Source organism: Bradyrhizobium sp. SPXBL-02, from assembly GCF_051853065.1.
In the GTDB taxonomy this organism is placed as follows: domain Bacteria; phylum Pseudomonadota; class Alphaproteobacteria; order Rhizobiales; family Xanthobacteraceae; genus Bradyrhizobium.
This window is the reverse complement of sequence record NZ_CP182474.1, coordinates 1,583,321-1,607,946: the sequence shown is the minus strand read 5'-3', so window position 1 is coordinate 1,607,946 and position 24,626 is coordinate 1,583,321. Positions and strand designations below refer to the sequence as shown.

The window sequence follows — 24,626 nt, the reverse complement described above, 5'->3', positions numbered from 1 at the left end:
AGACCGACCTTGAAAGCCGCCGGGCGGACCAGCGCGCTGCACGCAGGCTGGAGATCGCGCTCACCGAAGCTCAGACCATGTCCAAGCGTCCTGCCGAGTCCTCGTCCGGCTCGCGCACGACCGCCGGTTCGCCGGTTTGGCTTTCTTCATCGTCTTGCTCGTCCTCATCCTCTTCGTCGTCATCAGGATCTCGCGGCGGCATCGTGTTGGTCATGACCGCAAAGACATGCCGGTCGGTCCCGGCGGTAACCAGCTCAGGAAGTAGGGTCATGTTGTTGCTCCTCGGATGTGACCCTGGGACACTCTGTCCCTATTCGGCGGAGCAGACACGAAACGCCCCGCCAACGGCCCGCTGGAGCCCGGATCACCCGGGCCTCCAGGTCCTGAGATCGCGCGACGCTGGGATAACGCAATATCTCTCAAATAGTTGAAATATGAATATGATTTCTGCTAGGCGTCTATTGGTGCCCACCCGGGAAATAGTAGCAATTGAGTTCCGCTGAAGCGGGTTGGTATCAAGGGCCTTGGACGAGCGAAGCACGAACGCTCCTGCAAAGATGCACGCCGTGCGTCTGAAAGATCGGTCGAATCTGATGGGTCCAGCGCAGCAATGACGGGCATCGATTTCGAGCAGATCGTGGACCGCATCCACGAGGCAGCGACCGTTCCGGAGCTCTGGCCTGATGTCCTGGAGCAAATCGCACATGCCGCGGGCGCGCATGGCATGGTCATGATCACCACGGACTCCGATCAGTGGTCCGGTGTCTGGAATGGTGTCGTGACGTCGCCGTCGATCCGCGAGGCCTTCTCGGCGTTCCTGCGTAGCGACCTCTCCAGCCGGACGGAGACGACGCCGAGACTCCTGGCGCTTGATCATCCAGGCTTCGTCGGCGAGCAGGAGGTGTTTTCGCCGGAAGAATGGGACCGCGATCCATATCGGGTGGAATGGAACAAGAAGTGGGGCTTCGAGCATGCTTGCGCGACGGCGGTCCGCAGCCCGTCCGGTGAGATCATCGTTTTCCATATGGAAAGACTGGCCGGCCGGCCCGCCTTTTCGCGGCAGGACCTCGATTTTCTCGACCGCTTTCGCCCCCATCTCGCGCGGGCAGCTTTGCTGTCGACGCGCTGGCGCCTCACGCGGATGCGGGCGGCAACCGAGGCGTTGTCGCTGGTCGGTCTGCCGGCCCTCGCGATCACGCGCTCCGGGCGGGTTCTGGCCGCGAACGCCTTGATCGAAGCCATGACGGATGTTCTGCAATGGCTGCCGAAGGACCGGATCGCCATCAGGGACCGCGCGGCCGACACCCTGCTGCGCTCCGGCCTTGCTCAACTCGATGCGCCGGACAAGGCCGTATGCTCCTTCGCCGCGCGCCGCACCAGCGATCTCGATCGGGTGGTCCTTCATCTCGTTGCGATGCCGGGCGAAGCCCGCGATCTCTTCGATGGGGCGGTTGGCCTTCTCATCGCGACACCGGTCGCCGCCTCGCAAGCACCGAGCCTCGCCCTCATTCGTGGCCTGTTCGATCTCACCCCGAGCGAAGCGCGCGTTGCGCGCGGAATTGCGCAAGGACAGACGATCGGCGACATCGCCGCGCATCACGGACTCAGCCGCGAAACCATCCGCACGCAGGTCAAGGCCGTCCTCGCCAAGACGGGAACGCGGAACCAGAAGAGCGCAGCTGCACTCTTCGGCGCGATCCCCAAATTGCCGCTGAGGGACTGACGCCAGACTTGTCGCCCGTGACTCGTAGCAGCGGCCTGCGCGCACGCCTCGTCCTTCGAGACGGCGCTGACGCGCCTCCTCAGGATGAGGCTCATCGGCTTCAGTTCTCGTTGAAACTGCTGCCGCGAACTCTAGCCTCATCCTGAGGAGCCCGCCTTAAGCGGGCGTCTCGAAGGATGGCCGCAGGGAAAAGCTCTGCAACAGCCTGCCCCGGCAGGAGCAAGCTCCGCTTCACCCAAATGGGTGAAGACACAGGCCGACGCTCCGGGTTCAACTCCGCCCAAATTGGATCTCTGGCGAGAAGCGGCGGCGATGGCGGGACCGGAATTTCCGATTTTCGAGATGACCCTGGCGCAGCGCAGGCGCAGGAAATGGAACTGGAGCGTCTGCACCGTTCAAGGCGCGGTCGTGATGCAGGGCCGGGAATCCAGCCGAGCGGCCGCAAAGTACCGGGCCGAACGAGCGCTTTTCATGCTGCTGCTCACCGCGCCCTATCGTTCCCGACTTTCCGCATAGCAAGGCTCTCGTCGAGGGCTGCAGGGTTGCCGACGCCTTAGTTCATGCTGCGCGTCAGCAGGCGCAGCACGATCGCAAACAATTCGCTCTGCGAGGAGATGCCGAGCCGCTCATAGGCGCGCTTGCGGTAGGTCAGGGTCGAATGCAGGCTGATGCCGAGCGCTTGCGAGATCGCCTCTGAGCTGAAGCCTGCGAGGATGCGGCGGCAGACCTCCTGCTCGCGCGGCGTCAGCGCGGAGAGCGGCGCGCGCGTGGCGAACAACGCGGCGATGTTCTGGTCGGGTGTCGCGGTCTCCGCCTGCTGGAAATGGCGGGCGACGCTGGCTGCGATCGCCGGCGCGATCGTCCCGAGCCGGTGGCGCTGGGCGGCGCTGAAGCGGCCCTGCGCGGCGATGCGGTAGAAATTGACGTAGAAGCAGGTATCGCCGGCCCAGATCGCGGTCGCGCATTTGTCGACGATGCCAGAATCCTGGAAGAAGATTTTTCGGTAACGCGCCCCGTACATGCGCGGCGCGAAGTGGGGCAGCACGATCGGCGCGCCGCCCTCGCCTTCGAACAGCGCGTCGCGGTTGGGATCCGTTTCGTGAAACTGGCCGGCATAGGCGGCGCCGAGATCGCCGCCGATCGGGATGTTGCCGGCATCGAGCAGGCAGCTTGCCGCGCCGGCCCGGCTCAGCGCGAACACCATGCAATGGCCGACGTCCGCCTGCCGGCGCAGCGTGTCGATGAGAACGTTTGGAAAATTCGAGCGGCCGATGGCGAGCACCGCGGGCGTGACATCGCCGGCCGCAAAGCCTGAACCTGTCCCGTTGGGTGGCATCGCTCTCTCCCGGTCGCCTTCCTTATGGCTTGTGCCGATTTGTAGCAGCAGCTCTCGATGGCGTGAATGACTCATCTTTCTCGGGGTCTTCCGGCATAGAGCCAGTGAGGTTCGTCGGGCTAACCGGTTCCGCCTGGAGGAACAAGTGCGGTGGCCCCGCCTTGTCCAACCGATGAGATCAGCCGTTTGTCGGCATTCGGTTGCCTATCGAAGGAGGAGTCATGCGAATTCTCCTCGTTGGCGGTACAGGGTTTCTCGGCTCGGCGATCCACGCCAGGCTGTCGGCCGAAGGCTACGAATGTATGTTGGTGTCGCGCCACCCGGCAGCAGAGCGCGATCGACGCCATACCAGCCTCGACGTCGCCCGCACAACCGATCCCTCGCAATGGAAGGGCGTCCTTGCGAGCGTCGATGCGGTGATCAACCTGGCCGGAGCGCTCCAGGGACGGGATCTACACGGGGTTCATGTCGCCGGAAGCGCGGCACTCTACAGTGCCTGCGAAAGCGCAGGCGTCCGCCGCGTTGTCCTGTTCTCGGCCATCGGCAGCAATGTCGATGCCCCCAGCGATTTTTCTCGTACCAAGCGGGAAGGCGAAGCCGCCTTGATGGCGCGCGACCTCGATTGGGTCATCCTGCGCCCCTCCGTCGTGATCGGCCGCGCCGCCTATGGCGGCAGCGCGCTGTTGCGAGGGCTGGCGGCGCTGCCAATTCTGCCGGTCATGCCCGACACGGCGGCGATTCAACCGGTGCATCTCGACGACGTCGTTGAGACCGTGCTGTTCTTTCTGCAGCCGGGCGCGCCTTGCCGCATCGCCATCGATCTGGCCGGCCCACGGCAGATCGCCTTCAGCGACGCGGTCGGGCTGTTTCGGACCTGGCTGCGCTGGAGGCCGGCGTACCGCCTGCAGCTGCCATCCTGGGCAGCTTCGGTTGCTTTCCGCGCGGGGGACGTTGCGCAGATGCTGGGATGGCGAACGCCCATCAACACGACGGCACAGGCGGAAATGCGCCGCGGTGCGACCGGCGATCCCGAGCCCTGGCGTCGATTGACCGGCACTCCACCGCGCGATCTCGAAGTCGCGCTCGCACGCGAGCCTGCGTCGGTGCAAGAACGATGGTTTGCACGGCTGTATACGCTCAAGCCGCTGATCTTCGGCGTCTTCGGCGCGTTTTGGATCGCCACAGGCATCATCTCGCTGAGCGCGGGCTGGAATATCGGCATGTCGTTGCTGCTTGAAGGCGGGCTGCAAGGGAACGTCGCGGCGCTCGTCGTCACCGCGAGTGCGCTCGCCGACATCGTCATCGGCCTTGCCATTCTCTGGCGGCCTCTGAGCCGCTACGGACTCTGGGCAGCACTGATCATCTCGCTCACCTATGCCGTGATCGGCACCGTCCTGGTGCCGCGACTGTGGGCCGATCCGCTGGGACCGATGCTGAAGATCTGGCCGGTGATCATGCTCAACCTGGTCGCCATGGCGATCCGGGAGGATCGCTGATGCTCTACTTCCTCGTGAAGATGGCGCACATCATCGGCGCTGCCGTCCTGCTCGGCACCGGGGCCGGCATCGCCTTCTTCATGCTGGTGGCACATCTGCGCGGCGACCCGCGCGAAATCGCGGGGGTCGCGCGGACGGTGGTGCTGGCTGACTTCCTGTTCACGGCGAGTGCCGTGATCCTGCAGCCAATCACCGGGACTTGGCTCGCCTGGTCGAGCGGGTATTCCCTCGGCGACGGCTGGGTGGCGGCGTCGATTGCATTGTATCTCGTGACGGGCGCCTTCTGGCTCCCGGTGGTGTGGATGCAGATGCAGATGCGCGATCTCGCCGTCGCAGCGGTCGCGAGCAACAGCGAGCTGCCCGCCCGCTATAACCATCTCTTCCGATGGTGGTTCGCCTTCGGCTTTCCGGCTTTCGCGGCCGTGCTGATCATCTTCTGGCTGATGATCGCCCGTCCGGCCATTCCATTCTGGGATTAGATCGGCACCCTCCAGCTTGATTGGCTTCTCATTGCGCCTGCTTCCAAATGACCGGCGCCGGATTCGGCAAGCTTCAGGAACAGAACCGGACCGGCCGAGTTCGACCTGTTTGGCGCTACATACAATGGAGTTACACGATGAGCCGCGGAATGCCGTCGATGACCGCACTTCTCGGACTGCTCGCAATCGCGGGATATCAGAATCGGGACAAGCTGGCGGAGTTGCTCAGAGGTCCGGGGGCCGGATCCCTCGAACCGTCCAGCGGCCAACAACCGCTTGGCGGCCTGCTCGGAAACCTGACGGGCATGCTGAGCGGGGCCGGGGTTGGAGGACTATTGCAGGGAGGAATTGGCGAGCTGCTGGAGAGATTCAACCAAAACGGCCACGGTGATGCAGCCCAGTCGTGGGTCGGCACGGGGCCGAACAAGGACATCTCGCCCCCGCAATTGCGGGAAGCGATCGGGCCCGACGTGCTGGACAAACTCGAGAAGGAGACCGGGCTTTCGCAAGAGGAAATTCTCGCGAGGCTCTCGCGCGAGCTGCCGCAGGCGGTCGACAAGTACACGCCCGAGGGGCGTCTGCCGAGCTGACGGCCTCGTCATTGTCGCCATTGATCAGGAGGAGTGGAGAATGGGCATTATTTGGACGATCATCATCGGCTTTATCGCGGGCATCATCGCGAAATTCATCATGCCGGGTGACAATGAACCCTCCGGGTTCATCCTCACGACCATCCTGGGCATCGTCGGTGCCTTCGTTGCCACTTACCTCGGCCAGGCCCTAGGCTGGTACCGTCCTGGAGAGGGTGCCGGGCTGATCGGAGCGGTCGTCGGCGCCATCATCGTCCTCTTTGTGTATGGTCTCTTCGCCGGACGACAACGGCGCGCGATCTGAAGAGCAGCAGGCCGGCCCGGTCGGTGGCGACCTGCGTGCGAGCCGATGAGACCTGCCCAAATCCCAGCGGGCGAAGGGGCGCCATTGACCGCAGCCCCTTCGCTTTCTTCGTCTCAAGGAGACTGCACCCCGGCTCGGGCAGCTGCCGCAGCAGCGCCACGAAGCAGGAGCTGTCGTTGCTTATACGCTACCCCGCCGCCGCCTTCGCGGGGGCCACGTTGATCGCCAGCTTGCCATAGCGATCGGTGAAGGCCTCGGTGTCGATCTCTTCCAGCTCGATCTCGCCGCTCATCACGCCCTGCTTCCAAGCCGCCTGCGCCGGATCGTCCTGGAACTCCGGCATCACCTCGCGGCCGAACAGCTCGAGCGATTCGCAGATGTGCTCGTGGCTGTTCTTGCCGGCCTGATTGAGCAGGATGACCTGGTCGATATGCGAGGACTGGAAGCGCTTCAGCTTCTTCCGGATCGTCTCGGGTGAGCCGATCAGGCCGCCGCGCAGCGCCGCCTCCTGTGCTTGCGGATTGTCGCGCTTCCACTTGTTGTACTCGTCCCACATGTTGACGGTGTAGGGCGCCGGACGCTGGCGGTTCTGCGCGGCGCCGTAGAAGCGCAACGCGAACTGGAAGAAGGTGGCGCCGTCGGCGCGGGCGCGTGCCTCCTCGTCCGTTTTCGCGCACATGAAGAACGAGACCAGCGCCATGTTGGGATTGATCTCGTAGTCGGCGAGCTTGTGCAGGCGCTTGGTGATGGCGTTGTAATAGGCGTGCACCCAGGCGTGCGCGGCATCGGCGCTGACGAACTGGAAGCCGAGCGCGCCGAAACCGTGGCGGCCGGCGCGCTCGATGGTCGGCAGCTGCGAGCAGGCCATCCACAGCGGCGGGTGCGGCTTCTGCACCGGCTTCGGCACCACATTGCGCAAGGGGATGTCGAAATATCTGCCGTGATGCTCGCTGCCGGCGTCCTTGAACATCGGGAAGATGGCCGCGACCGCCTCCTCGAACACCTCCTTCTTGGTCTCCATGTCACGGCCGAACGGCTCCAGCTCGGTGATCGAGGCGCTCTCGCCCATGCCGAACTCGCAGCGGCCATTGCTGAGCAGATCCAGCACCGCGACACGCTCGGCGACGCGCGCCGGATGATTGGTGGTGAGCTGGAGGATGCCGTGGCCGAGCCGGATGTTCTTGGTGCGCTGGCTTGCCGCAGCCAGGAACGATTCCGGCGAGGGCGAGTGCGAATATTCCTCGAGGAAGTGATGCTCGACCACCCAGGCGTGGTCGTAGCCGAGCCTGTCGGCGAGCTCCATCTGCGAGAGCGCATTCTGATAGAGGGCGAGCTCGTCGCCGGCCTGCCAGGGCCGCGGCAGCTGCAGCTCGTAGAAGATGCCGAACTTCATGGCGTCGCTCTCTCCCGCTTGTTCTTGTTGAGCTCATCTTAATGGGTGAGGCGAAGCTGTCTACGCAGTGGCAATTCCGCTGCGCGGGAGAATGATTTCGTCGCCCGGCTGCGGAGCGGGGCTCGTCTTGCCCCGGGCGCTGCGACATCCGCGCAAGCGGCAGGTTGATCCAGATCAACGCCGTGGCGGCCCGGATGCATCAGAAGTGCAGCAAGGCAACGGCCCGGATGCCGTCCCGATTCCCATCCCATCCCGAAGAGACCGAATATGTCGGCCCCTGACGACACGACGTCGCGCGTGCGCCGTAAGCGCATGGAGATTTTTGCGTTCCTGTTCCTGACCGCGATCGTGATGCCCGTCCTCGCGGTCGGGACCGTCGGCTCCTATGGGCTCGGCGTCTGGATCTACCAGATGTTCGCCGGCCCTCCGGGCCCGCCACCCTCCCCGCATTGATCCGCTCAAAGCGAAAGACAGGCATCATGGCCCAAGCCACATTCAACAATGCCACATTCAAAAGTGCCAAGCTCAACCGCCGCGCCCTGATCACCGGCCGCGTGCTCACCGCCGAGCGCATCGTGCCGCCGCCGGGCGCCGAGATCGCCAGCATCATCGTGCAGGCGCGGCCCGAGCGCCTTGCCGAACTGGAAGCGGAGATCGCGGCACTTCCCGGCTGCGAGATCCATGCCCGCGACGCGCGCGGAAAGCTCGTCGTCGTCGCCGAAGCGCCGGATGCCGGCAGCCTCGGCACCATGCTCAACACCATCCAGTCGCTGCATCATGTCTATTCCGCGGCGCTGGTGTTCCACGCCATCGAAACGACTTAAGGGCCGGAGAGCCATCATGACATCGCCGAAGCTCGACCGCCGCCAGATGCTCAAGCTCGAGGCCGCCGCGATCGCCGCGGCCGCCGCCGGCCTTCCTGCACCGGCGCTCGCCGCCAACCTCGCCGCCGAGCGCGAAGTGAGCGAATTGAAATGGGACAAGGCCGCCTGCCGCTTCTGCGGCACCGGCTGCTCTGTGATGGTCGCGACCAAGGACAACCGCGTCGTCGCCACCCACGGCGACATCAAGGCCGAGGTCAATCGCGGCCTCAACTGCGTCAAGGGCTACTTCCTCTCCAAGATCATGTACGGCCACGACCGCCTGACGCAGCCGATGCTGCGCAAGACGGGCGGCAAGTACGACAAGAACGGCGAGTTCACGCCCGTGTCCTGGACCGAAGCCTTCGACATCATGGAGCAGAAGTGGAAGGAGGCGATCAAGAAGCGCGGGCCCAACGGCGTCGCCATGTTCGGCTCCGGCCAGTGGACGATCTGGGAAGGCTATGCGGCGTCGAAGCTGTTCAAGGCCGGCTTCCGCACCAACAACATCGACCCCAACGCGCGGCACTGCATGGCCTCGGCCGTCGCCGGCATGATGCGCACCTTCGGCATCGACGAGCCGGCCGGCTGCTACGACGACATCGAGGCCACCGACGCCTTCGTGCTGTGGGGCTCCAACATGGCGGAAATGCACCCCATCCTGTGGACGCGCATGGCAGACCGCCGGCTGTCCGCGCCGCATGTCCGCGTCGCCGTGCTCTCCACCTTCGAGCACCGCTCGTTCGACCTTGCCGACATCGGCATGGTGTTCAAGCCGCAGACCGACCTCTACATCCTCAACGCGATCGCCAACCACATCATCAAGACCGGCCGCGTCAACAAGGACTTCGTTGCCGCGCATACCGTGTTCAAGCGCGGACAGACCGACATCGGCTACGGATTGCGGCCGGAACACCCGCTGCAGAAGAAGGCGACGGGCGCCGCCAAGGTCAACGACTCCACCGACATGAGCTACGACGAATTCGTCAAGTTCGTCTCGGAGTACACGCTGGAGAAGGCGGCTCAGATGTCGGGCGTGCCACTCAATCGCCTGGAGGCGCTCGCCGAGCTCTATGCCGATCCCAAGACCAAGGTGATCTCGTTCTGGACCATGGGGTTCAACCAGCACACACGCGGCGTCTGGTGCAACAACCTCGTCTACAACATCCACCTCCTGACCGGGAAGATCTCCTCGCCCGGCAACAGCCCGTTCTCGCTGACCGGCCAGCCCTCGGCCTGCGGCACCGCGCGCGAGGTCGGCACCTTCTCGCACCGCCTGCCCGCCGACATGGTGGTGACCAACAAGGAACACCGCACCAAGACCGAGCATCTCTGGCTGCTGCCCGAGGGCACCATTCCCGACAAGCCCGGCGCGCACGCCGTGCTGCAAAGCCGGATGCTGAAGGACGGCCTGATCAACGCCTATTGGGTGCAGGTCAACAACAACCTGCAGGCCGGTCCCAACGTCAACGAGGAGACCTATCCGGGCTTCCGCAACCCCGACAATTTCATCGTGGTCTCGGATGCCTATCCGACCGTGACGGCGCTCGCCGCCGATCTGATCCTGCCCACCGCGATGTGGGTGGAAAAGGAAGGCGCCTACGGCAATGCCGAGCGGCGCACGCAGTTCTGGCACCAGTTGGTCACGGCACCAGGCGAAGCCAAATCCGATCTCTGGCAGCTCATGGAATTTTCAAAACGCTTCAAGATCGAGGAGGTCTGGCCCGCCGAGCTGATCGCCAAGAAGCGGACGTTCGCGGCAAGACGCTGTTCGACGTGCTCTACAAGAACGGCCAAGTCGACAAATTCCCTGTGACGGAGATCGAGCAAGGCTACGCCAACGAGGAAGCCAAGGCGTTCGGCTTCTATGTGCAGAAGGGGCTGTTCGAGGAATATGCCCAGTTCGGCCGCGGCCATGGCCACGACCTCGCGCCGTTCGACACCTATCACCGGGAGCGCGGCCTGCGCTGGCCCGTCGTCAACGGCCAAGAGACGAAGTGGCGCTTCCGCGAAGGCAGCGACCCCTACGTCAAGCAGGGCACCAACGTGCAGTTCTACGGCTATCCCGACGGCAAGGCGCGCATCTTCGCGCTGCCCTACGAGCCGGCGGCGGAATCGCCCGACAACGAATATCCCTACTGGCTCTCGACCGGCCGCGTGCTGGAGCACTGGCATTCCGGCACCATGACGCGCCGCGTGCCCGAGCTGTTCAAGGCCTTTCCCGAGGCCGTCTGCTTCATGCATCCGGACGATGCGCAGGACATGAAGCTGCGACGCGGCGACGAGGTGAAGGTGGTCTCCCGCCGCGGCTTCATCCGCGCCCGCCTCGAGACGCGTGGCCGCGACCGGCCGCCGCGCGGCCTCGTGTTCGTGCCGTGGTTCGACGAATCCAAGCTGATCAACAAGGTGACGCTCGACGCCACCGATCCGATCTCGCTGCAGACCGATTTCAAGAAATGCGCCGTGCGCATCGAGCGGGTGAACATGTCATGATGAAACGATCCGCAATCGTCCTGCTCGCCTTCGCGGTCGCAGCGGGGACGGGCTCGCTGACGGCGCAGACCGTGACCTCCGGCCTGCGCGGCCCGACCCCGCTCAACGACGAGGGCCCGGCGCCGCCGATGCTGCCGAACCGCAACACCTCCGAGAAGGAGGTGCGCAACTATCCGGAGCAGCCGCCCGTCATCCCGCACAATATCGACGGCTATCAGGTCGACCTCAACGGCAACAAATGCCTGTCCTGCCACGCGCGGGCGCGCACCGCCGAGTCGCAGGCGCCGATGGTCTCGATCACGCACTTCATGGATCGCGACGGCCAGTTCCTGGCCTCGGTCTCGCCGCGCCGCTTCTTCTGCACCGAATGCCACGTGCCGCAGAACACCGCCAATCCGCCGGTCAGCAACGATTTCACCGACATCGACACGCTGCTGTCGCGTGCAAGTCCGGGTGGCCGGCGATGACGACGACTGCTGACGAGCCCAATGCGGAGCTGAAGGCCAAGCGCGGCTTCATCGCGCGCAGCTGGGCATTTCTGCTCGAGCTCTGGCAGGTGCTGACCCGGCCGAGCTCGGTGTTCGCCCTCGGCACCCTGGTGCTGGCCGGTTTCGTTGCGGGCGTGATCTTCTGGGGCGGCTTCAACACCGCGCTGGAAATCACCAACACTGAAAAATTCTGCACCGGCTGCCACGAGATGAAGGACAACGTCTACGCCGAGCTGAAGTCGACCATTCACTTCTCCAACCGCTCCGGCGTGCGCGCGACCTGCCCGGACTGCCACGTGCCGCACAACTGGACCGACAAGATCGCGCGCAAGATGCAGGCCTCCAAGGAGGTCTGGGGCAAGATCTTCGGCACGATCGACACGAGAGAGAAATTTAGGGATCACCGGCTCGAGCTCGCCGCGCACGAATGGGCGCGCTTCAAGGCCAATGATTCCCTGGAATGCCGCAACTGCCACAGCGCCGATTCCATGGACATCACCAAGCAATCGCCGCGGGCCTCGGTGGCGCACCAGCGCTTCCTGTTCACCAAGGAAAAGACCTGCATCGACTGCCACAAGGGCATCGCCCACCAGCTGCCCGACATGCGCGGCGTTCCCGGCTGGCAGTAGGGGCGGCCTGTTGAGCTCAGGCTCGCTTATAGCGGGGCCCGAGCAAGCGCCTCGTCCTTCGAGACGACCGCTTTCAGCGGTCTCCTCAGGATGAGGCTGAGCGGCATCTTCGCCTGCCGAAACTGCTGCCACACGCTCCGCCCTCATCCTGAGGGCCCGCCAAAGGCGGGCGTCTCGAAGGATGGGCCGCGGGGGAACGGCCTCCCTACGCTTGAACGGGCGGGGCGAATGGTTAGTTTTGGGGGATGGCGAATCGCCTCATTCGCCGCTCCCTCAAGACAGACATGGCCACTTTCACCCCGCATCAGGATGCTGCGCTCAAGGCCGTCGGCGACTGGCTCAAGGCCAGGCCGGGACGCGGCGGCACGCCGCCGGTGTTCCGCCTGTTCGGCTTTGCCGGCACCGGCAAGACCACGCTGGCGCGGCACATCGCCGAGGGCGTCGACGGCGAGGTGAAGTTCGCCGCCTTCACCGGCAAGGCGGCCCTCGTCATGCGCAACAAGGGCTGCGACGGTGCCTCGACCATCCATTCGCTGATCTACCGCGCCCGCGAATCCGGCGAGGAGCAGCCGAGCTTCGAATTGTGGGACGATGCGCCGGCCTCGAAGGCGAAGCTGATCGTGATCGACGAATGCTCGATGGTCGATGCCGAGCTCGGGCGCGACCTGATGTCGTTCGACTGTCCGCTGCTGGTGCTTGGCGATCCCGCGCAGCTGCCGCCGATCCAGGGCGGCGGCTTCTTCACCAACACCACACCCGACGCGATGCTGACCGAGGTGCATCGCCAGGCCCAGGACGACCCGATCGTGCGGATGTCGATGGACGTCCGCGAGGGCCGCGAGCTCGACATCGGCCGCTACGGCGAGAGCGAGGTGGTGTCGCGGAAGGAGCTCGACCCCGATCGCGTCATGGGCGCCGACCAGATCCTGGTCGGCCGCAACAACACGCGCCGCGCCTACAACATGCGGGTGCGCCAGCGCCAGAACATCGAGGATCCGTTTCCGGTCGCCGGCGACAAGCTGGTGTGCCTGCGCAACAACCGCAAGAAGGGCCTGTTCAACGGCGGCCTGTGGCGCGTGAAGTCGCGCAACACCTCGCGCTCGAAATCGCGCATCCTCTCGATGCGGCTATCGCCGGACGAGGATTTCGGCCACAAGGTGACCAAGGTCTCGGTGCGCGCCGATTGCTTCGAGGGCGGCGTCGAGCAGATCGCCTGGGAGCAGCGCAAGCCCTATGACGAGTTCGACTACGGCTACGTGCTGACCGTGCACAAGTCGCAGGGCTCGCAATGGGACGATGTCGTTCTGTTCGACGAGAGCTTTGCGTTCCAGGATTCGCGGGCACGGTGGCTGTACACGGGGATCACGCGGGCGGCGAAGCGGTTGAGCATCGTCGTCTAGAGTCCGCTGCCGTAGGGTGGGCAAAGCGCAGCGTGCCCACGCACTATTGCTTGAGGAGAGAGATCGTGGGCACGGCGCGTTGCGCCTTTGCCCACCCTACGGCACCGCAGATGTGGCGCGAGTATTCCCCTCACTTCCCCGCGACGAAGTAAAAATCCTCCCGCCCCGGCGGCGATCCATATGTGAACGGCTGCTGCTCGTGCTTGGTCGCGGCCCAGACGTCGTCGCGGACGATGTCGAACAATTTTCGGATCTCGACGCGCGGCTGCTTGATCTCGCGGGCGAGCGCGGTAGCGAACGGGCTGTTGGCGGCACCGTCGCCGTCCATCGCGGTCTCGCCGTGCTTGGCGGCGTAGACCACCATGAAGCCGGCACCGGGCTCGATGTTGGAAAAGCCCTTCTCCACCAGCTTCAGCGACAGGGTGCGTTGCATGGCCGGCGCGAACGGATTGTCGCGGCAGGCATCGAGGACAACGAGGCGAACTTTCCGCGCGGCGCCGACCGCAGCGATCACCTGCTCGAGCGCGACGGCCTCGGTCTCGGCGTCCTTGTCGGCGGTGAGCCTGGCGTCGACCGGGACGAGATAGTTCACGCCGCCGATCTCAAAACCATGGCCGGCATAATAGACCACGGCCCAATCGGCTTTTTCCGCTTCCTCGGCGAAGGCCTTCAGGGTCTGAAAGAACGTATCGCGGGTGAGGTCCTTGGTGTCGAGCACGGTCTGGAAGCCGAGGTCGCGCAGCACGCCCGCGATCAGCTTCGAATCGCGCGGCGGATTGGGCAGCGGGTGGGCGTTCTTGTAGGCGCCGTTGCCGATCACAAGCGCGACGCGACGGCCGGTCGTCGCGCTCGCCGCTGCTTTCGGCGACAGGGCGGCGAGCCGCTCCTGCGCGATGGCGCGGGCGCGCGCAACCTCGGTGTCGTCGAACCTCGTCAGCGAATAGGCCGCGGCGCGATAATCGGCGCGGGCCTGCGCGAGATCCTTCCGCCGCTCGTAGATCTGGCCGCGGCCGGCATGGGCGCGGACGTTGTTCGGGTTGATCTGGATGGCCGTGTTGTAATCCTTCAGCGCGGCCTCGAGGTCGCCCTTCATCATGCTGACGTCGGCGCGGTTGTTGATCGCGAACACGTTCCTGGGCTGCTTCTCGATCAGGCCGTTGCAATCGGCCAGGGCGCGGTCGAACTTGCCCATCATGCCGTAGGTGACGCAGCGATTGCCGGCGATCTGCGGCGCGGCCGCATCAATCTTCTCGGCCTCGGCGAAATCGGCGATGGCGCCGTCGAAATCCTTCATCAGCGTGCGCGCGCGGGCGCGATTGGTCCAGGCGAGCAGGAATTTGGGCGTGTACTTGATCGACAGGCTGAAATCGTCGATCGCGCTCTGCAGCGCGCCGCGGCGCGCATGGATGACGCCGCGGTTGTTGTAGGGAACGCCATAGGCCGGGCGCTTCTGGAGCGCGAGGTTGTAGTCGGCCATCGCGAGATCCTCCTGTCCGCTGCGCTCATAGGCGAGGCCGCGCAGGTTGAGCGCGACGACGTTGTCCGGATCGAGGTCGATGGCCATGGACAGCGTCTCGATCGCGTGGACATGGTCGCGCTTGTTGAGCAGGATATTGCCGCGCACGGACAGGGCGATCGCCTTGTCCTTGCCGGTGAGACGATCGGCGTTCAGCAGGTTCTCGCAAACCGTGGCGCGGGCCTGCAGCTCGGCCTGACGGTCGCGGCACAAAGCGAGATCGTCGCCGGGTTGGGGATCGGCCGCGGCACTGCAAGTGCCGGCGGCGAGGACGGCGAGGATCAGGAATACGACGCGCAGCATGTTGTCAGGCCAGCTCCAGCCACCATTTGGTCGATCGTCGATCGCGCCGGTTCATCTAGCGCGGAGTTCCGCACCCCGCCAAGCGGGCCGGTTGCCGCGTCACCCCTGCGCGTCCTCACGGTCTCGTGTCCGCCCCGGCGTAACAATCGGCGGCTCGGCCCGTATCTCGGATGATGCGAAAACGTGGCCTGGCAGGCTGTTCGCCCGGTCCCGTCCCCCCTAGACTGTCAGACCTCCCAAAAGAGGATTGCCGAAAGAGGATTGCCATGCGCCGAACCGCCCTCGCCACCCTGCTCGCCGCAACCACCGCCGTGACGCTGGCTTTCTTGATGCCGTCCCGGGCCGCGGAGGAGGCGGTCGTGATCCCAGCTCCCGCATTGGACGCTTCGCCCGCAAGCGGCATCCAGACCGCCGTGCTCGCCGGCGGCTGCTTCTGGGGCGTGCAGGGCGTCTTCCAGCACACGGCCGGCGTAGTCAACGCGGTGTCCGGCTATGCCGGCGGCACCAAGGCGACCGCAGACTACCAGGCGGTGACGAGCGGCCGCACCGGCCATGCGGAATCGGTCGAGATCAAGTACGACCCGAAGAAGATCTCCTACGGCAAGATCCTCCAGATCTACTTCTCGGTGGTGCACGACCCGACCCAGCTCAACCGCCAGGGCCCCGACGTTGGCCCGCAATATCGCTCGGCCATCTTCACCACGTCGGACGAGCAGAAGAAGGTGGCGGAGGCCTATGTCGCCCAGCTCAACGGCGCGAAGGTGTTCAACAAGCCGATCGTGACCAAGATCGGCGCGCTGGAGGCGTTCTATCCGGCGGAGGCCTATCACCAGGACTATCTGACGCTGCACCCGAACCAGCCTTACATCGCCTATAACGACATCCCGAAGGTCGAGAACCTGAAAAAGCTGTTCGCGGATAACTACATTGAGAAGCCGACGCTGGTGAATGCCGGCAAGGCCACCAACTGATCGAAAGATCACCAAAGCAACGGGAGACCCATGCCCGACACCAAGACGAAAGCGACCGAGGACAAGGTCATCAAGAGCGAAGAGCAGTGGCGGCGCGAGCTATCGCCGATGCAATACGCCGTGCTGCGCGAGAAGGCGACCGAGCGTCCCTTCTCGGGCGAATATGAGCACGAGCACCGTGTCGGCACCTATGTCTGTGCCGGCTGCGGCAACGTGCTGTTCGAGTCGGACGCCAAGTTCGATTCCGGCTGCGGCTGGCCGAGCTTCACCCAGCCCGCGGTCGAGAGCCACATCGACGAGGAGCGGGACACCAGCCACGGCATGATCCGCACCGAGGTGCTCTGCTCCAAATGCAGCGGCCATCTCGGCCACGTCTTCCCCGACGGCCCCGGGCCGACCGGCCTGCGCTACTGCATCAATTCCGCGGCGCTGAAGCTCGAGCCCAAATAACGCGGCGCGCCGCCGGGTTCCCCCGTGGAACCCGGCGGCGCGATGTGCTTTTCTGCTCTGGCGGTGCGGCCGATGATCGCATTCGGCGGCCGCCAGGGAGGATGCCATGACGCTTGGGACCATCCTGATCATCCTGGTGATCATCTATCTCGTCGGCGGCCTGTCCGGACGGTTCGGCGGCTACGGCTATGGCCTTGGTCATTCCGGCATGGGGATCGGCGGGGTCGTGCTGGTCATCCTGGTCGTGCTGCTGCTTCTTGGCAAAGTTTAGACCATATAAGTTATTGAAATATAAAGATTTTATTGGTCAGCGGAGCTGCCATGCGCGGATTCATCATCTCGCATCGCGGGGGTCGCATTTTTGTCAAATCGGCCTATATTAGAGGGCGACAATGACATGTGGCGGGCCCGCTCGATTGCGGCCCCTGCCCTCCCCAACCCCACGCGCTTAAAGCCCCAGAGAAGATCACGAGGTCTTTGACCATGCGTCCACTGCGTCCGTTCAACTTCAACACCTCCGCCGAGCTCTTCCCCGCCGCCATCCGCAAGAAGAAGCGCGCGGGCTTCACCTATCGCCGGTTCGGCACGGCGGCCGAGGCCGTGCAGTTCGCGATGGAGCAGTTGCCGACGGACTCGCTGAACGGCGCCTATCTCCAGGTCGAGGAAGCGCGCTTCGACCAGAACGGCATCCGCTCGCTGTACGAGAGCGATGCCTTCCCGCTGCCCCGCCGGCCCAAGCCGGCCCCGGCCGCGGAGACCGACGCCGACGCGGCGTAAGCTTTCGCAACAAAGTTCGATGTGCGCAGAAGGCGCGATGGCCGAAAGGTCGTCGCGCCTTTTGTGTTTTTGGGCTGTCCGGCCGTCATTGCGAGCGCAGCGAAGCAATCCAGAGTCCCTCCGCGGAGAGATTCTGGATTGCTTCGCTGCGCTCGCAATGACGACTCTGGGAGATCCGGCGCATTGTCGACCAGTCGGACTCGCGGCGAGCGCTCTCAGCCAGACTACATCCGCGGCTGCTTTTCCAGCCAGCGGCGCAAGAGGCGGACGTTGCGCATGTTGGCGCGGAACATGACGTCGAAGGCGTCGCCCGCGAACGGGACGAGGCCGACCACGCCGTCGACCGCGACATTGCCGAGCATGCGCGCCGTGATGTGCCAGGGCGCGCCCAGCGCGCGGGCCTCGCGCACCAGCCACAGCGAGATCGCGGTGGTGATGATGTCGCCGACGACGGGGATCAGGCCGATCAGCCCGTCGATGCCGTAGCGGATGTTGGTGCCGGGCAGGATGAAGGCGACGTCGAGCAGCTTGGCGATCGCCTCGAGCCGTGCGATCCGCTGCTCGCGGGTCAGATTGCCGAACGGGCCGCCTTGACCGAACTCGAAGCGAAACTCGCGAAATCCCTGCTCCAGGCTTTCGGGCCTGATCTCGTGGCCTTCCTGGTCGATGATCGGCCCGCGGGCCTCGTCGCGCGAAAAGCGCGCACGCGAGCTGCTCCCGGAACGGGATTTGCGCGGAGCGAGGATGTCGTCGTCGGGCATGCCCATGGCCTCGAGTGAACGCGCCAGCGCGGCGGAGGTTGCTGCCGCGCGTCAGGTCGGCGCCGGCGCGGCTTGCGGCTCCTCGACATAGCGATGCACGAGCCAGGACGAAATCACCGCCGGCACGAAACCCACGAGCCCGTACAGGATGAACTGCACCGCGCCCGAATCCGGGCCGCGCGAGCTGTAGGTGAGCGAGGCCAGGACGAAGGCGAACAGGCCGACCAGGAGCATCCGCAAGCCGGGACCGATCCGGCGGATGTGGAGCAGGATGTCGTCGACCGCGCCGATCATCAGCGAGGGGAGGAAGCCGAACAGGTAGCTGTATTGCAGAGTCTTGAAGAACACCGCGAAAAGCTTGCCGACCTCGGCGAGATTGGTCTGCGCCCAATAGCCGGACTGGTAGGTCGTCGTCAGCAGCAGCAGGAACCCGCCGACGAACGGGCCGACCAGCGCAAACACCAGATAGCGTTTCATCAAGCACCTCACACTTTGCCGGCGTTATAGCAGCGCAGCGGGAACCTTGAACAGCGGGCGCCGGGCGCCTCAAGGGGAACAAGTGGCAAGGCGATGAGTTCATGCTGGACCTGAATTCAACCCCTGACAGACTGGAGCCGCCGATGGCCCGCAAGATTCTCCTGGCGACGATCGCGCTGGCGGCCCTCAGCGGGCTGTCGACGTCACCCACGTTCGCCCAAGGCCATATGGGCACGCCGCAGGAGCAGCAGGCCTGCTCGCGCGATGCCCAGCGCTTCTGCCGCAAGGACCTCGGCAATGACGGCGCGGTGCAGAGCTGCCTGCAAGCCAATCGGGCCAAGCTGTCGAAGCCCTGCAGCAAGGTGTTTCAGAGCCACGGCATGTGAGGACGAACCCATCCCCGCGAATGGAGCGTGAAGCCATGTTGCACGACGAAGAGCTCTCGATCCTGCGGGACATCAGCCAGTCCGTCGCCTTCGCCGACGACCGGCAGGGCAAGATGGGGCAATTGATCGCCGACGGCTACGTGATGAAGGACGGCGATCTGTTCGAGCTGACGCCCAAGGGCGTCACCGCCGTCGAGGAACACGCCGCGTCGCTCGGCGCGAGCGATGCGGAACAGGCACGGGCGTCGTAGGCTGGCTGATCTGATCGCGCACGAGTGACTGGCGTGCAACAATTGCGAATTCCTTTGTGCCGGCCATTGCGGGCGCGTGACATTGGCGCATACTTCGCTCGGGCGGCGCAGCACTTTCGATTCGAGCATCACGAAATCGAGCGACCACATGCGGGATTGAAGCTCCCGGCGTGAAGGCTGTGACATGCGGCAGATCAAGCCGCGTGCGGCGCCCCAAAACCAAGTGGCTCAACCCACGGAACTCGGGGACGCAACCTTCATGACGCGCTATCAGACCATCACCTCTCTCTTCGCCTTCGCCACTACCTTCGTACTCCAGACATCACCCAGTCTCGCCTTCTCGCAACAAGCCCAGCAGATGTGCTCGGGTGACGCGATGCGGCTGTGCTCCAGCGAGATTCCCGACATCCCGCGCATCACCGCCTGCATGGTCCGGAACAAGGCCCATGTCAGCCCCGGCTGCCGCGCCGTGATGGACCGCGAGCACGCCGCCGCGGCGGCATCGCGCAAGCGGGAAGCCGCGGCGCAGTAGTCGTTCCATCCAAGATGTCATTCCGGGGCGGTGCGCAGCACCGAGCCCGGAATCCATCAGGCGGCATGTGACACGGTGAAATGGCTTCCGGGCTCGCGCTACGCGCGCCCCGGAACGACAGAAGGGCTCAATCGCCCCACTGCGCGAAGGCGTCGTTGAAGGCGCGCTCGCCGGGGGCGCCCTTCTCGATGGCGATGATGGCACGGCGCTGGTTGGCGTAGACCAGCGGCACGTCGAACCAGGAGCGCTCCTTCAGGAGCTGGACGTTACGGGCGCGGTCGGCGTCGACATTGGAGAGGCCGACCAGGAAGAAGCCGTCGGTGACCTTGACCGCGAGGCCTGCGAGCGGCGTGCCGCGGGCCTGCTCGTTCGACTTCATCAAGATGCCCGGCACGTTGGAGACGCTGCCGCCGGGGAAATCCTGCGGCAGGATGAAGGTCAATTCCGCGGTGTGGCTCGCCGGCAGCGAGGAGTCGGTGTTGCGGCGGAACGACATCGTCATCTTGAACTTGCGGTCGGGGATCTCGATGTCGGCGCGCACGGCGAGGTCGGCCTTCTGGTTGCCCGAGGCCTTGATCGGCTCGAGCCGCCATACCACCGAGCCGACATATTGCTTGCCCTTCGGGTCGGACGGATCCTCGTCGTAGAGCACGACCTTCTGCGCCACCGGCGCGACCGGCTGGTCGCTGGCCGAGGGCTGGCCGACGCGATCGGGAATCTTGGGCTTGCTCTGCGGCTGTGCCGGGGTCGGCGTATCAGCCACTTGCGTCGCGGACGGCTTGAGAAAGCCGTTGACGATCTGGACCAGCTGCTTGCCCCAGAGGATGCCGGCGCCGACCAGGATGAGCACGATGCCGATGGCAATCGCGCTCTTGAACGGAAAGGCGGAGCGGGTACGGGCGCGCTTCTTGACGTCGCGGTCGGGGGCAATGCGCGCACGCGGCGACGGCGGCTGCGGCGTGTAGCGCTCGGCCTCCTCGATCGACTCGTCGTAGGAATAGGGCGCCTCGGATTCGCCGGTGCGGTTTTCCAGGCTCGGCTCCAGCCGGTCGAATTCCGGCGAGGGCGAGGGCACGTTGGCGTAGGTGCGGCGCGCGGCGCGGCTGGCCTGCGCGGCGGCACCGCCGAGATCATTGGCATCGGCCGTGATGTCGCGGAAGCCGCGCACGCCGGGCGAGGACGGCAGCGGCGGCGGCGGTCCCACATCGGGCGGACGGCGCGCACCCTGGCGATCGCGCCCGGCCGGCGGCTCGGGCGGCGCGGGGGGAGGACCCGACGGGCGCGGGGCGTCGAAACGGGGCGCGCGCGGCGGACGCGGTGCCTCGCCCTGCTCGTCGACGTTGAAGGACGGGCGGTCGGCGCGCGGCGGCGTCGGGGCCGGACGCGTGCGCGGCGGCGCCGCAGCCGGGTTGCCCTCGGTGGCACGGGTGCTGGCGCGGCGGAAGGCATCGCCACTGCCGCCGCTACGGGCGCCGCCACCGGGACGCGAGGCCTCGCGGGCACGCTGGGCGGCCTCCGATTCGACCTTGCGGACGGCCTCCTCCAGCGACAGCCGTTCGCGGGTGATCTCGGATTCGGAGAGCGGCGGCTGCACGCTGCGCAGCTGCGCGATCAGGGCCGTGCGCGCCCGCTCATAGAGCGCGCGACGGCTTTCGCCGGGAGCGTTGGGGTCCAGGGCGGCAATAGCGCGGGCGATCAGCGGGTAGTAATCAGCCATTTCTACTCAACTATACGCGCGTCCCGGTAAGATATCGTTAAGCCTCAAACGGATTTTGCACCAGGATAGTATCTTCGCGTTCCGGGCTGGTGGAAAGCAGCGCAACCGGACATCCCACCAATTCCTCGATCCGCCGGACATATTTGATGGCCTGCGCCGGCAGGTCGGCCCAGGACCGCGCATTGGCGGTCGGCTCCTTCCAGCCCTCGATGGTCTCGTAGATCGGCTCGACGCGGGCCTGCGCGCCCTCGCCGGCCGGGAAATGGTCGATCTCCTTGCCGTCGAGCTTGTAACCGGTGCAGACCTCGATCGAATCGAAGCCGTCGAGGATGTCGAGCTTGGTCAGCGCGAGGCCATTGATGCCGCAGGTCCGCACCGCCTGGCGGACCAGCACGGCGTCGAACCAGCCGCAGCGGCGCGGGCGGCCGGTATTGGTGCCGAACTCGCGGCCGCGCTCGCCGATCTTGCGGCCGATCTCGTTGTCCTGTTCGGTCGGGAACGGGCCCTGGCCGACGCGGGTCGTGTAGGCCTTGCACAGGCCGAGCACGTAGCCGACCGCGCCCGGTCCGAGGCCGGCGCCGGTCGCGGCCTGGGCCGCCACCGTGTTGGACGAGGTGACGTAGGGATAGGTGCCGTGGTCGACGTCGAGCAGCGCGCCTTGCGCGCCCTCGAACAGCATGCGCTTGCCGGCGCGCCGCTCGATATCGAGCAGCCGCCAGACCGTCTCGGCATAGGGCAGCAGCTGCGGCGCCATCGCCATCAGCTCCTTCAGGATCACGGCGCTGTCGAATTCCGGCAGGTTGAGGCCGCGGCGCAGCGCGTTGTGGTGCGCCAGAAGGCGGTCGATCTTGTGCGGCAGCGTCTGATGATCGGCGAGATCCATCAGGCGGATGGCGCGGCGGCCGACCTTGTCTTCATAGGCCGGGCCGATGCCGCGGCGCGTGGTGCCGATCGCGGTCGCGGCGCTGGCGGATTCACGATGCGCGTCGAGCTCGCGGTGCAGCGGCAGGATCAACGTGACGTTTTCCGCGACACGCAGATTGTCGGGGCTGACATCGACCCCCTGCGACCTGAGCCTGGCGACCTCGTCGAGGAAGGCGGCGGGGTCGAACACCACGCCGTTGCCGATCACCGACAGCTTGCCTTCGCGCAGCACGCCGGAGGGCAGGAGCGCGAGCTTGTAGGTCTTGCCGTTGATCACCAGCGTGTGGCCGGCATTATGGCCGCCCTGGAAGCGGACGACGATATCCGCCTGCTCCGACAACCAGTCGACGATCTTGCCCTTCCCTTCGTCGCCCCATTGGGCGCCGACGACGACAACATTGGCCATTCGCGGGTAATCCTGTTCAATCTGTCTCTAGAAGGCATGATCCTCGCGGAAAACCGGTGCCCACTCTTCCGGGATCATGCCTGCGCCCAGCCCAATCGGCGGCCGGAGCCGCCCGCACGCAAGGCAGCCAACCGGATAAAGGAAGCAGCCCCTCTAGGCAAGCAAGAACGGGGCTTTTTCGGGGTCCAAAGCCCGGTCCAAGCCCTTGATATCCGCGGAAAATCCCGACCCTTGCGGGCCGGCGTAGGCGGCTTCGACCAAAGCGTGAGAGGCCCCTTCGCCGCTGGCATGGTCGCGATGCGTCCGCCCCCCGTTGCTGCAACCTCGTTTTCCGTGTCTTTGGACCTGCCGGGTGGATCAGCCGGCCCGGACCTCGCCGGGCCGGAGGGCTCGGCGTACTCGACGCGGGGCCCAACCATCACAATGTCCGCCACCGGCCACACTACGCATGCGGAAACATCCGGCCACAGCTGGATCGCCAACCAGCCTTACCTGCTGCTCAGCATCACCGCGCTGTGCTGGGCCGGCAACGCCATCGTCGGGCGGCTCGCCGCCGGCCACATTCCGCCGGTCACGCTGTCGTTCCTGCGCTGGTTCTTCGCCTTCCTGCTGGTGCTGCCGTTCGCCTGGAAGCACCTCATGCAGGACTGGCCGGCGATCCGCGGCAAGCTCGGCCTGATGATCACGCTCTCGATCACCGGCATCGGCGCCTTCAACACGCTGCAATATTGGGCGCTGGAGCATACCCAGGCGCTCAACACGCTGCTGCTGCAATCGGCCGCGCCGCTGCTGGTGGCGCTGTGGTCGCTGGTCATCCTCGGCATCCGTCTCACCGCGGCGCAGGCCTTCGGCGTGCTGCTGTCGATGTGCGGCGTGCTGACCATCCTGCTGCACGGCGATTTCACCACGCTGTCGAGCATCGACTTCAACAAGGGCGACCTGATCTTCCTGCTCGCGCTCCTGATCTTCGCACTCTATTCGGTGCTGTCATTGAAACGGCCGCCGATGCACGGCCTCTCGTTCCTCGCCTTCACCTTCGGCTGCGGCGCCGCCTGTCTCATTCCGCTGGAGATCTGGGAACTGTCGGCACGCCCGGTGATGAAGCTCGACGGGCCGAACCTCCTGACCCTGTTCTACGTCGCCGTCTTCCCCTCGGCGCTCGCCTATCTCTGCTTCAATCGCGGCGTGCGCCTGATCGGCGCCAACCGCACCGCGCCGTTCTTCCACGTCGTGCCGGTGTTCGGCTCGATCATGGCGATGGTGTTTCTGGGCGAGCACCCGCAGGCGTTCCACTTCATCGGCTTTGCATTGGTGCTGTCGGGCGTGTTCGCGGCGTCAAGGAAGCAGACGACGTAACTCGCCTCGTAGGGTGGGCAAAGCGAAGCGTGCCCACGGCTTCTGCTGTGCGGGGTCATGGTGGGCACGGCGCAAGTGCGCCTTTGCCCACCCTACGAGTCTGCCCGCCTTCAACTTCGATGTGCGAATGCCGTAGCCTCCAAGGGAGGGTAAGCAAGATCGCCCCCCTACTTCGTCCTGAACTTGCTGTAGGCCTCGCTCGTCGCGATGATCACGTGCTCGGCGCAGCCGTTGACGCGATGCGGATCGGCTTCGCGCTCGTAGGCTTCCGAGGTCATCATGTCGAGAAAGGCCGAGACGGACGGGTAATGGACCAGCGCGACGAAGTCCCAATCGTTGCCCGCGTGAGGACCAAGCGCGACCGCCTTGGCTTCACCGGTCCAGAGCAGCGTGCCGCCGCGCGCCTTGATCATCGGCACCGCGATCGCGCTGTAGCGCAAATATGCGTCCCAGCCCGACCCGTTGCCGTCGCGCGAGCGCGCGTGGAAGCGCATCAGGTTCAGCATCACCACCGGCGCATTCGGATCGAGCCGCTCCAGGCCCTCGATGTTCAACATATTGACCGCCAACGGCACCTCCTTAAGGCTCGGCTGCATTGTAGCATTGCG

The 24,626-nt window shown here is 65.4% G+C and carries 28 protein-coding genes and 1 pseudogene; 20 read left to right on the top strand and 9 right to left on the bottom strand.

From position 1 onward, the window contains the following. Positions 1-70 precede the first annotated feature (70 nt). The gene (locus ACNJYD_RS07575) at positions 71-271 is read right to left on the bottom strand and encodes a hypothetical protein (protein ID WP_439365790.1); all 201 of its coding nucleotides are present in this window, start codon (positions 269-271) and stop codon (positions 71-73) included. A gap of 339 nt (positions 272-610) precedes the next feature. Here ACNJYD_RS07575 and ACNJYD_RS07570 point away from each other — a divergent pair, with 339 nt between their 5' ends. Continuing rightward, positions 611-1,723, top strand: a complete 1,113-nt coding sequence (locus tag ACNJYD_RS07570) for a helix-turn-helix transcriptional regulator (RefSeq protein WP_172784676.1) — start codon at positions 611-613, stop codon at positions 1,721-1,723. A gap of 342 nt (positions 1,724-2,065) precedes the next feature. Continuing rightward, positions 2,066-2,239, top strand: coding sequence for a hypothetical protein (locus tag ACNJYD_RS07565; protein WP_439365789.1), 174 nt, complete (start codon positions 2,066-2,068; stop codon positions 2,237-2,239). A 37-nt stretch (positions 2,240-2,276) separates the two neighbouring features. Here the strand turns inward: ACNJYD_RS07565 and ACNJYD_RS07560 are convergent, their stop codons facing one another. Next, positions 2,277-3,059: a helix-turn-helix transcriptional regulator gene (locus ACNJYD_RS07560; protein ID WP_172784678.1), complete on the bottom strand. Its 783-nt coding sequence runs from the start codon at positions 3,057-3,059 to the stop codon at positions 2,277-2,279. A 221-nt stretch (positions 3,060-3,280) separates the two neighbouring features. On the opposite strand from ACNJYD_RS07560, the gene ACNJYD_RS07555 reads away from it, so the two are divergent. The 4 genes from ACNJYD_RS07555 (at position 3,281) to ACNJYD_RS07540 (ending at position 5,928) form a co-directional block, all read left to right on the top strand. Next, complete coding sequence (locus tag ACNJYD_RS07555; RefSeq protein WP_439365788.1) at positions 3,281-4,555, top strand: SDR family oxidoreductase; 1,275 nt, start codon at positions 3,281-3,283, stop codon at positions 4,553-4,555. After that, the gene (locus tag ACNJYD_RS07550; RefSeq protein WP_172784680.1) at positions 4,555-5,034 is read left to right on the top strand and encodes a DUF2269 family protein; all 480 of its coding nucleotides are present in this window, start codon (positions 4,555-4,557) and stop codon (positions 5,032-5,034) included. Before ACNJYD_RS07555 ends, ACNJYD_RS07550 begins: the two co-directional genes overlap by 1 nt. Before the next feature lie 137 nt (positions 5,035-5,171). Continuing rightward, positions 5,172-5,624: a YidB family protein gene (locus tag ACNJYD_RS07545; RefSeq protein WP_172784681.1), complete on the top strand. Its 453-nt coding sequence runs from the start codon at positions 5,172-5,174 to the stop codon at positions 5,622-5,624. Positions 5,625-5,664: 40 nt separating this feature from the next. Next, positions 5,665-5,928 carry a GlsB/YeaQ/YmgE family stress response membrane protein gene (locus ACNJYD_RS07540; RefSeq protein ID WP_172784682.1) on the top strand — a complete coding sequence of 88 codons (264 nt, stop codon included), beginning with the start codon at positions 5,665-5,667 and terminating at the stop codon, positions 5,926-5,928. Between the two features lie 187 nt (positions 5,929-6,115). On the opposite strand, the gene ACNJYD_RS07535 is transcribed toward ACNJYD_RS07540, so the two are convergent. Further along, positions 6,116-7,321, bottom strand: a complete 1,206-nt coding sequence (locus ACNJYD_RS07535) for an LLM class flavin-dependent oxidoreductase (RefSeq protein WP_439365787.1) — start codon at positions 7,319-7,321, stop codon at positions 6,116-6,118. 267 nt (positions 7,322-7,588) lie between these two features. Here ACNJYD_RS07535 and napE point away from each other — a divergent pair, with 267 nt between their 5' ends. The 6 genes and pseudogenes from napE (at position 7,589) to ACNJYD_RS07505 (ending at position 13,191) form a co-directional block, all read left to right on the top strand. Continuing rightward, positions 7,589-7,774 (top strand): periplasmic nitrate reductase, NapE protein, encoded by a 186-nt coding sequence (gene napE / locus ACNJYD_RS07530; protein WP_018318384.1) that lies wholly within the window; start codon positions 7,589-7,591, stop codon positions 7,772-7,774. Positions 7,775-7,800: 26 nt separating this feature from the next. Then, a complete protein-coding gene (locus ACNJYD_RS07525; protein ID WP_439365786.1) occupies positions 7,801-8,145 on the top strand; it encodes a chaperone NapD in 345 nt (114 codons plus the stop codon). Positions 8,146-8,161: 16 nt separating this feature from the next. Next, positions 8,162-10,674: pseudogene (napA, locus tag ACNJYD_RS07520) on the top strand (nitrate reductase catalytic subunit NapA). Next, positions 10,671-11,141 carry a nitrate reductase cytochrome c-type subunit gene (locus ACNJYD_RS07515; protein ID WP_260382177.1) on the top strand — a complete coding sequence of 157 codons (471 nt, stop codon included), beginning with the start codon at positions 10,671-10,673 and terminating at the stop codon, positions 11,139-11,141. Before napA ends, ACNJYD_RS07515 begins: the two are co-directional and overlap by 4 nt. Next, a complete protein-coding gene (locus tag ACNJYD_RS07510) occupies positions 11,138-11,791 on the top strand; it encodes a NapC/NirT family cytochrome c (RefSeq protein WP_172784687.1) in 654 nt (217 codons plus the stop codon). The genes ACNJYD_RS07515 and ACNJYD_RS07510 overlap by 4 nt, the downstream gene beginning before the upstream one ends. Positions 11,792-12,075: 284 nt before the next feature. Continuing rightward, positions 12,076-13,191: an ATP-dependent DNA helicase gene (locus ACNJYD_RS07505; RefSeq protein WP_172784688.1), complete on the top strand. Its 1,116-nt coding sequence runs from the start codon at positions 12,076-12,078 to the stop codon at positions 13,189-13,191. Between the two features lie 130 nt (positions 13,192-13,321). On the opposite strand, the gene ACNJYD_RS07500 is transcribed toward ACNJYD_RS07505, so the two are convergent. Next, positions 13,322-15,010: a caspase family protein gene (locus tag ACNJYD_RS07500; protein WP_439365785.1), complete on the bottom strand. Its 1,689-nt coding sequence runs from the start codon at positions 15,008-15,010 to the stop codon at positions 13,322-13,324. A gap of 266 nt (positions 15,011-15,276) precedes the next feature. Between ACNJYD_RS07500 and msrA the strand changes: the two genes are divergently transcribed. The 4 genes from msrA to ACNJYD_RS07480 all read left to right on the top strand — a co-directional run bounded on the left by msrA (position 15,277) and on the right by ACNJYD_RS07480 (position 17,208). After that, positions 15,277-15,981, top strand: a complete 705-nt coding sequence (gene msrA / locus ACNJYD_RS07495) for a peptide-methionine (S)-S-oxide reductase MsrA (protein ID WP_439365784.1) — start codon at positions 15,277-15,279, stop codon at positions 15,979-15,981. A 30-nt stretch (positions 15,982-16,011) separates the two neighbouring features. Continuing rightward, positions 16,012-16,431: a peptide-methionine (R)-S-oxide reductase MsrB gene (msrB, locus tag ACNJYD_RS07490; protein WP_439365783.1), complete on the top strand. Its 420-nt coding sequence runs from the start codon at positions 16,012-16,014 to the stop codon at positions 16,429-16,431. A 106-nt stretch (positions 16,432-16,537) separates the two neighbouring features. Then, positions 16,538-16,702 carry a DUF3309 family protein gene (locus ACNJYD_RS07485; protein ID WP_172784692.1) on the top strand — a complete coding sequence of 55 codons (165 nt, stop codon included), beginning with the start codon at positions 16,538-16,540 and terminating at the stop codon, positions 16,700-16,702. 212 nt (positions 16,703-16,914) lie between these two features. Beyond that, positions 16,915-17,208, top strand: coding sequence for a hypothetical protein (locus tag ACNJYD_RS07480; protein ID WP_024337713.1), 294 nt, complete (start codon positions 16,915-16,917; stop codon positions 17,206-17,208). A gap of 224 nt (positions 17,209-17,432) precedes the next feature. Here ACNJYD_RS07480 and ACNJYD_RS07475 read toward each other — a convergent pair whose 3' ends face one another. After that, positions 17,433-17,975, bottom strand: a complete 543-nt coding sequence (locus tag ACNJYD_RS07475; RefSeq protein ID WP_212254323.1) for a DUF4112 domain-containing protein — start codon at positions 17,973-17,975, stop codon at positions 17,433-17,435. Positions 17,976-18,020: 45 nt separating this feature from the next. Next, entirely contained in the window at positions 18,021-18,446 is a 426-nt protein-coding gene (locus ACNJYD_RS07470; protein WP_172784695.1) for a DUF5413 family protein, read from the bottom strand. Between the two features lie 143 nt (positions 18,447-18,589). On the opposite strand from ACNJYD_RS07470, the gene ACNJYD_RS07465 reads away from it, so the two are divergent. From ACNJYD_RS07465 to ACNJYD_RS07455, 3 genes are all read left to right on the top strand, one after another. Continuing rightward, positions 18,590-18,832, top strand: a complete 243-nt coding sequence (locus ACNJYD_RS07465; protein ID WP_172784696.1) for a cysteine rich repeat-containing protein — start codon at positions 18,590-18,592, stop codon at positions 18,830-18,832. 35 nt (positions 18,833-18,867) lie between these two features. Continuing rightward, the gene (locus tag ACNJYD_RS07460; RefSeq protein WP_172784697.1) at positions 18,868-19,083 is read left to right on the top strand and encodes a hypothetical protein; all 216 of its coding nucleotides are present in this window, start codon (positions 18,868-18,870) and stop codon (positions 19,081-19,083) included. Between the two features lie 259 nt (positions 19,084-19,342). Then, entirely contained in the window at positions 19,343-19,615 is a 273-nt protein-coding gene (locus ACNJYD_RS07455; RefSeq protein WP_246570588.1) for a hypothetical protein, read from the top strand. Between the two features lie 127 nt (positions 19,616-19,742). Here ACNJYD_RS07455 and ACNJYD_RS07450 read toward each other — a convergent pair whose 3' ends face one another. Further along, positions 19,743-21,332 carry a hypothetical protein gene (locus ACNJYD_RS07450; RefSeq protein WP_439365782.1) on the bottom strand — a complete coding sequence of 530 codons (1,590 nt, stop codon included), beginning with the start codon at positions 21,330-21,332 and terminating at the stop codon, positions 19,743-19,745. A 37-nt stretch (positions 21,333-21,369) separates the two neighbouring features. Further along, positions 21,370-22,662, bottom strand: a complete 1,293-nt coding sequence (locus ACNJYD_RS07445; RefSeq protein ID WP_172784700.1) for an adenylosuccinate synthase — start codon at positions 22,660-22,662, stop codon at positions 21,370-21,372. Between the two features lie 423 nt (positions 22,663-23,085). Here ACNJYD_RS07445 and ACNJYD_RS07440 point away from each other — a divergent pair, with 423 nt between their 5' ends. Continuing rightward, positions 23,086-24,018 carry a DMT family transporter gene (locus ACNJYD_RS07440; RefSeq protein WP_212254321.1) on the top strand — a complete coding sequence of 311 codons (933 nt, stop codon included), beginning with the start codon at positions 23,086-23,088 and terminating at the stop codon, positions 24,016-24,018. A 167-nt stretch (positions 24,019-24,185) separates the two neighbouring features. Here the strand turns inward: ACNJYD_RS07440 and ACNJYD_RS07435 are convergent, their stop codons facing one another. Continuing rightward, positions 24,186-24,587: a DUF1330 domain-containing protein gene (locus tag ACNJYD_RS07435; protein WP_439365781.1), complete on the bottom strand. Its 402-nt coding sequence runs from the start codon at positions 24,585-24,587 to the stop codon at positions 24,186-24,188. Between the last annotated feature and the right edge of the window lie 39 nt (positions 24,588-24,626).

Excerpts from the sequence above, each read along its gene's own strand:
- ACNJYD_RS07575 (WP_439365790.1), bottom strand. The coding sequence starts at position 271 with ATGACCCTACTTCCTGAGCTGGTTACCGCCGGGACCGACCGGCATGTC.
- ACNJYD_RS07570 (WP_172784676.1), top strand. The coding sequence starts at position 611 with ATGACGGGCATCGATTTCGAGCAGATCGTGGACCGCATCCACGAGGCA.
- ACNJYD_RS07565 (WP_439365789.1), top strand. The coding sequence starts at position 2,066 with ATGACCCTGGCGCAGCGCAGGCGCAGGAAATGGAACTGGAGCGTCTGC.
- ACNJYD_RS07560 (WP_172784678.1), bottom strand. The coding sequence starts at position 3,059 with ATGCCACCCAACGGGACAGGTTCAGGCTTTGCGGCCGGCGATGTCACG.
- ACNJYD_RS07555 (WP_439365788.1), top strand. The coding sequence starts at position 3,281 with ATGCGAATTCTCCTCGTTGGCGGTACAGGGTTTCTCGGCTCGGCGATC.
- ACNJYD_RS07550 (WP_172784680.1), top strand. The coding sequence starts at position 4,555 with ATGCTCTACTTCCTCGTGAAGATGGCGCACATCATCGGCGCTGCCGTC.
- ACNJYD_RS07545 (WP_172784681.1), top strand. The coding sequence starts at position 5,172 with ATGAGCCGCGGAATGCCGTCGATGACCGCACTTCTCGGACTGCTCGCA.
- ACNJYD_RS07540 (WP_172784682.1), top strand. The coding sequence starts at position 5,665 with ATGGGCATTATTTGGACGATCATCATCGGCTTTATCGCGGGCATCATC.
- ACNJYD_RS07535 (WP_439365787.1), bottom strand. The coding sequence starts at position 7,321 with ATGAAGTTCGGCATCTTCTACGAGCTGCAGCTGCCGCGGCCCTGGCAG.
- napE (WP_018318384.1), top strand. The coding sequence starts at position 7,589 with ATGTCGGCCCCTGACGACACGACGTCGCGCGTGCGCCGTAAGCGCATG.
- ACNJYD_RS07525 (WP_439365786.1), top strand. The coding sequence starts at position 7,801 with ATGGCCCAAGCCACATTCAACAATGCCACATTCAAAAGTGCCAAGCTC.
- ACNJYD_RS07515 (WP_260382177.1), top strand. The coding sequence starts at position 10,671 with ATGATGAAACGATCCGCAATCGTCCTGCTCGCCTTCGCGGTCGCAGCG.
- ACNJYD_RS07510 (WP_172784687.1), top strand. The coding sequence starts at position 11,138 with ATGACGACGACTGCTGACGAGCCCAATGCGGAGCTGAAGGCCAAGCGC.
- ACNJYD_RS07505 (WP_172784688.1), top strand. The coding sequence starts at position 12,076 with ATGGCCACTTTCACCCCGCATCAGGATGCTGCGCTCAAGGCCGTCGGC.
- ACNJYD_RS07500 (WP_439365785.1), bottom strand. The coding sequence starts at position 15,010 with ATGCTGCGCGTCGTATTCCTGATCCTCGCCGTCCTCGCCGCCGGCACT.
- msrA (WP_439365784.1), top strand. The coding sequence starts at position 15,277 with ATGCGCCGAACCGCCCTCGCCACCCTGCTCGCCGCAACCACCGCCGTG.
- msrB (WP_439365783.1), top strand. The coding sequence starts at position 16,012 with ATGCCCGACACCAAGACGAAAGCGACCGAGGACAAGGTCATCAAGAGC.
- ACNJYD_RS07485 (WP_172784692.1), top strand. The coding sequence starts at position 16,538 with ATGACGCTTGGGACCATCCTGATCATCCTGGTGATCATCTATCTCGTC.
- ACNJYD_RS07480 (WP_024337713.1), top strand. The coding sequence starts at position 16,915 with ATGCGTCCACTGCGTCCGTTCAACTTCAACACCTCCGCCGAGCTCTTC.
- ACNJYD_RS07475 (WP_212254323.1), bottom strand. The coding sequence starts at position 17,975 with ATGGGCATGCCCGACGACGACATCCTCGCTCCGCGCAAATCCCGTTCC.
- ACNJYD_RS07470 (WP_172784695.1), bottom strand. The coding sequence starts at position 18,446 with ATGAAACGCTATCTGGTGTTTGCGCTGGTCGGCCCGTTCGTCGGCGGG.
- ACNJYD_RS07465 (WP_172784696.1), top strand. The coding sequence starts at position 18,590 with ATGGCCCGCAAGATTCTCCTGGCGACGATCGCGCTGGCGGCCCTCAGC.
- ACNJYD_RS07460 (WP_172784697.1), top strand. The coding sequence starts at position 18,868 with ATGTTGCACGACGAAGAGCTCTCGATCCTGCGGGACATCAGCCAGTCC.
- ACNJYD_RS07455 (WP_246570588.1), top strand. The coding sequence starts at position 19,343 with ATGACGCGCTATCAGACCATCACCTCTCTCTTCGCCTTCGCCACTACC.
- ACNJYD_RS07450 (WP_439365782.1), bottom strand. The coding sequence starts at position 21,332 with ATGGCTGATTACTACCCGCTGATCGCCCGCGCTATTGCCGCCCTGGAC.
- ACNJYD_RS07445 (WP_172784700.1), bottom strand. The coding sequence starts at position 22,662 with ATGGCCAATGTTGTCGTCGTCGGCGCCCAATGGGGCGACGAAGGGAAG.
- ACNJYD_RS07440 (WP_212254321.1), top strand. The coding sequence starts at position 23,086 with ATGTCCGCCACCGGCCACACTACGCATGCGGAAACATCCGGCCACAGC.